Below are 3,435 nucleotides of genomic sequence, written 5' to 3'. Positions count from 1 at the left end.
CGATAGAGAGGCTTGTAGTTAGCCCTGTACGGGTCAAAGCGTACAAAGCTGATTCAAAGTGCGACGTTTGCGTACAGAATTAGTAACTATAACAGGCAATTCTTCCCTCACCCCCAAGGAGTGAAACTCCTCATTGCCGCGAGGCAAATTCCCCACCCCCTAGGTGTCCGGGTGGGGAAGGTACGCGGAATCGTTCACCCTAATTTCGGTAAACCCATACTATAGTTCTGCACTCTGGCGTTGAGATTATAGCTAATTTCCCCTTTTTGCAGGAGAGAACGGATAAAATGTTCTAGATCTGAACCGATGCGACGGAGATTATATTCGCTCAGTTCTTCCCCATTGTACGATTCTACCAATTCATCAAACTTACTATAAACCTTATTGAGAGCCACTTCTTCCCAATTAAATTCATTATCGGGATCCACATCAAGAGTCAAGACATTGTTACTCTCGATTAATTGATTATTTTTTACTTCAGCCGTATAAATGCGAATATGACGGGTCGTGGATTTTAACAGCATGGAATCTTCAGGGTAAGTTAGACGCTATGTCTAAGATTTTGCCATGATTTGCGGAATTGGGGAATTGGGAAGTTTTTTTCAGTGATCAGTAAACAGTAATCAGTGAAAAGACAACACTGTTACTGTCACCCATGTACTGCTCACTTAACACCCCCACTGATAACTGGTAACTGATAACTGATCACTGAGATGGCTGTCTCCCGAACAATGTTTACGGATCGACCAGAAACGTGATACTATGATAGATTGCAGTGTTTAAGCAGAGATCACGAGTCCTATGGCCTTAACCCAGACCAAAAAACAAGAACTAATCAGCCAATATCAGGCCCACGAAACCGATACAGGATCATCGGAGTTACAGGTAGCTTTCTTAACCGAGAGAATCAACCAACTGACCGAACACCTGAAAGCTAACCCGAAAGACCATGCTTCCCGTCGGGGATTACTCCAGATGATTGGTCGTCGTCGGGGACTGTTAACCTATATCCAGAAGAAAGATCAACAACGTTATCAAACCCTGATTGGTCGTCTCGGAATTCGCCGTTAAGCATACCCCCTTTGCATCCGTATCATGGCCTCTGAATCGAAATCGACGGAGAAAAAAGCACGTCTCCCCTTTGAGCCGCGCCAAAATAAGCGAAAAACCCCGAAAATTGCCCCTAGTCCCGTGCCACCGCCCCTAAAAAATCGCTCCGAGGAAACCAGCTTAAAGGCGATTCCGCAAGTGGTCAGTCAACGGATGGCCAAACGGATGGCGGTATTTTGTGGCCTGCCGACGGCACTGGGGATAGCTTCCTTTTTTGGCTTCTACTGGATTATTAGCCACGATCTTCTCGAAATCCCTTCCTACGTCGCCATGCTCGTCAGTTTAAGCCTATTTGGTCTAGGTTTCATCGGTCTGAGTTATGGCATCTTCTCCGCTTCTTGGGATGAGGATCGGGTGGGGGATTGGCTAGGATGGCAAGAATTTCAAGCTAATTTTGGCAGAACGATCGCCGCGTGGCGGTCTGGCAAAAAAGAAGTGGAAGAAAAATAGATAACCTCTAGAAATCGTCAACAATAGAGATTAAAGGAAAAAATAAAGGGTTAATGCCATGATTATTGTCATGAAAGTTGGTTCCCCGGAAATTGAAATCGAGCGCGTCAGTGCCGAATTCGAGGCATGGGGATTAAGTCCCGAAAAAATCGTCGGTAAGCATAAAGTTGTCATCGGTTTAGTCGGAGAAACCAGGGAATTAGACCCCCTACAAATCCAAGAATTAAGCCCTTGGATCGAAACCGTCCTGCGAGTCGAACAACCCTTCAAACGCGCCTCTTTAGAATACCGTCACGGCGAATACAGCGAGGTTTTAGTCCCCACTCCTAACGGTGTTATCCCCATCGGCAGAAATCATACCGTTAGCATTGTCGCCGGCCCCTGTTCGGTGGAAAATGAAGCGATGATCGTGGAAACTGCCAAACGAGTGGCGGCAGCCGGAGCGCAATTCCTCCGCGGTGGTGCCTACAAACCCCGCACTTCTCCCTATGCTTTCCAAGGTCACGGGGAAAGCGCTTTGGAATTACTAGCGGCGGCTAGAGATGCCAGTGGTTTGGGTATTATCACGGAAGTAATGGACGCGGCGGATCTCGATAAGATTGTCGAAATAGCCGACGTGGTGCAAGTGGGGGCGCGCAATATGCAGAATTTTTCCCTCCTGAAAAAAGTTGGGGCGCAACCGAAACCGGTCCTACTCAAGCGCGGCATGGCGGCCACTATTGAAGATTGGTTGATGGCGGCAGAATATATCCTCGCGGCAGGAAATAGCAGTGTCATTCTCTGCGAACGCGGTATCCGCACCTTTGACAGTAAATATACTCGCAATACCCTAGATTTATCCTGTATTCCCGTTTTAAGAACTTTAACTCACCTGCCGATCATGATCGATCCTAGCCACGGTACGGGTAAATGGGAATATGTCCCGACCATGGCCATGGCTTCCCTGGCAGCCGGGGCCGATTCCTTGATGATCGAGGTACATCCTAACCCGGCGAAGGCCCTATCTGATGGGCCGCAATCCTTGACCCCCGACCGGTTCGATCAATTAACTCAGGAGTTAGCGGTCATTGGTAAGACGATCGGGCGTTGGCCTCAAGTTCCAGCACTGGTTTAATAAGATGATTAGGGGGTGAATCAACCCCCTTTTTTGGGCATAAATTTCGCTTTTCGGGGCAGTTATGGTGACAGTTCCTCTGGAGTTAAATACTAGCGAAATCCGGGCAGAAAGACGGGTTACTTTTTATCATCTCAATTGGCTATCCTATCAGCAAATTTTACAGGCGCTAGGGGAAAATAATCGCGCCCATTTATTTTATGATCGTGGTACTTTAGAAATTACTATGCCCCTAGAAGAACACGAGTTTTATCGAGAATTAATCGGATTATTTATTCGGAGAATTGGGTTTAAAAATTAAAAGTATGGGTTCCACAACTCTAGCTAGGGAAGATTTAGAACGAGGAGCAGAACCTGACAATGCCTACTACATTCAAAATCAGGCTAAAGTGCTGGGAAAAAGGATTAATTTAACTGAAGATCCGCCCCCAGATTTAGTGGTGGAAGTGGATATCACCCACACGGATATTAATAAATTAGCACTTTATGCCCGTTTGGGAGTGCCGGAATTATGGCGTTTTAATGGACAAATCTGGCGCATTTATCGGTTAGACAAGGGGGTTTATCAGGAAGGGGAATTTAGTCCCACTTTTCCCCTAGTTCCGAAAACTAAACTCTATGAATTTTTAGCCACTGCTAAAGAGGATGAAGTCAGGGCAGAAAAGAATTTAAGAGCATGGCTTGTTAGTCAACTAGCTAAAAATAATTAACTAGAGCAGTCGAGGTAATTATGGTGACAGTTCCTCTAGAGTTAAATACTA

4 protein-coding genes and 1 pseudogene are annotated in these 3,435 nt (G+C 46.2%); 4 read left to right on the top strand and 1 reads right to left on the bottom strand.

What is annotated here, in order from left to right; translation table 11 throughout:
• Nucleotides 1-194: 194 nt before the first annotated feature.
• The gene (locus BGL89_RS06815; protein WP_002738864.1) at nucleotides 195-524 is read right to left on the bottom strand and encodes an NAD(P)H-quinone oxidoreductase subunit M; all 330 of its coding nucleotides are present in this window, start codon (nucleotides 522-524) and stop codon (nucleotides 195-197) included.
• 277 nt (nucleotides 525-801) lie between these two features.
• On the opposite strand from BGL89_RS06815, the gene rpsO reads away from it, so the two are divergent.
• The 4 genes and pseudogenes from rpsO to BGL89_RS21205 all read left to right on the top strand — a co-directional run bounded on the left by rpsO (nucleotide 802) and on the right by BGL89_RS21205 (nucleotide 3,384).
• Nucleotides 802-1,071 carry a 30S ribosomal protein S15 gene (rpsO, locus tag BGL89_RS06810; protein WP_002738807.1) on the top strand — a complete coding sequence of 90 codons (270 nt, stop codon included), beginning with the start codon at nucleotides 802-804 and terminating at the stop codon, nucleotides 1,069-1,071.
• Nucleotides 1,072-1,095: 24 nt separating this feature from the next.
• Nucleotides 1,096-1,560, top strand: a complete 465-nt coding sequence (locus tag BGL89_RS06805; RefSeq protein WP_286825044.1) for a PAM68 family protein — start codon at nucleotides 1,096-1,098, stop codon at nucleotides 1,558-1,560.
• A 58-nt stretch (nucleotides 1,561-1,618) separates the two neighbouring features.
• Nucleotides 1,619-2,674 (top strand): 3-deoxy-7-phosphoheptulonate synthase, encoded by a 1,056-nt coding sequence (gene aroF / locus BGL89_RS06800; protein ID WP_286825043.1) that lies wholly within the window; start codon nucleotides 1,619-1,621, stop codon nucleotides 2,672-2,674.
• A gap of 64 nt (nucleotides 2,675-2,738) precedes the next feature.
• Nucleotides 2,739-3,384, top strand: a pseudogene (locus BGL89_RS21205) (Uma2 family endonuclease).
• Nucleotides 3,385-3,435: the final 51 nt, after the last annotated feature.

It is taken from the genome of Microcystis sp. LSC13-02 (genome assembly GCA_002282935.1).
Classification (GTDB): Bacteria; Cyanobacteriota; Cyanobacteriia; order Cyanobacteriales; family Microcystaceae; genus Microcystis.
Note: the sequence above shows the minus strand (reverse complement) of the source record. Positions and strands in the feature narration are given on the sequence as shown.